Origin of the sequence: Collinsella aerofaciens (assembly GCF_964283865.1) — a bacterium.
Lineage (GTDB): Bacteria > Actinomycetota > Coriobacteriia > Coriobacteriales > Coriobacteriaceae > Collinsella.
Genome location: NZ_CAXYLS010000035.1, coordinates 1 through 1,023 on the forward strand (window position 1 = coordinate 1; position 1,023 = coordinate 1,023).

1 protein-coding gene is annotated in these 1,023 nt (G+C 76.2%); it reads right to left on the reverse strand.

Annotated features, from left to right (window positions below; translation table 11 throughout):
- Nucleotides 1-761 (reverse strand): IS110 family transposase (locus ACRX4W_RS09725; protein ID WP_432300269.1); only part of this gene is annotated, 761 nt, incomplete at its 3' end.
- Nucleotides 762-1,023 lie beyond the last annotated feature (262 nt).

A 1,023-nucleotide genomic window follows, 5' to 3' on the forward strand; every position in this document is an offset into this window, starting at 1 on the left:
TCGTCGCCCTCGAGCAGCCCCGCCGTCTCGGCCTCGAGGGCCCCGGCCTCGTCGAGGGCCTCCGATATCCGGGCGGCCAGGAACCTGACCTGCCTGTTCTCGGCCTCGACGAGCGCCGGCGGGGGCGCGGTGGAGGCGGCCGCGGCCTCCCCGGCGGCCTCGGCCCGCGGGCCCCCGGCCCCGGAGCGGGCGATCCCCCACGCCCCGCCGAACCCGGCGAGCAGCTCCAGCCACCGCCGGTCCGACAGGTCGACCGCGGCCTCGAGGGCCGGGCAGGACTCGAGCAGCACCGCGCGCAGGCGGTTCTTGTCCCTGGTCGCGCAGGCGACGACGTGGTCGCGCTGCGACGAGAGGGCGCGGGCGGCCTCGAGGGCCTCGCCGCGGCCCGGGACCCCCGACAGGGAGTCCGGCACGCCCAGGGCGGTCCGCGCGATCACCGCGGCGTCGCGCTCGTCGGTCTTGGCCTCGCCGGCGAACAGGCCCGCGGCGCGGCTGGCGGCGAGCCCGGGCAGGTGGGCGACCCCGAGCCCCGCGGCGCGGGCCCGCCTCACGGCGAGGGACCCTATGTTGCGGAACTGGTCGACGACGACGAGCGTGCCGGCGGGCGCGGAGGCGAACAGCGCGTCGAGCTCGGCCTCCCTGTTGCGGACGGGGGCGCTGGCCAGCACCTCCCCGTCGCGGTCGATCAGGCAGGCCCAGTGGGAGGACTTGCCGACGTCCAGGCCGAGCACGGCCGCGGGCCTGGTGGATGGCGCTTTCACGGTGGTATCCTTCCGGTAGTCGTTCGACCGGATGGCCTCCCCCTCGGCACTCACATTACCAGCCGCGGCGCCTGCCCGGCACTTTCCTATCAGCCGTCGGGGGCGGCGCGTCCCGCGCCGGCAGCACCCAACGGGCCCTCTCGGGGGCAGGGACGTTCGGCCGTGCGCGGGCGCCCGGTCGGCGGCCCGTTCTGGGCGCGCCTCAATCGTAGCCCGAGACGGGCCCGGGCTGACAATTTCGACTGTAATGGACGTTCTTAAA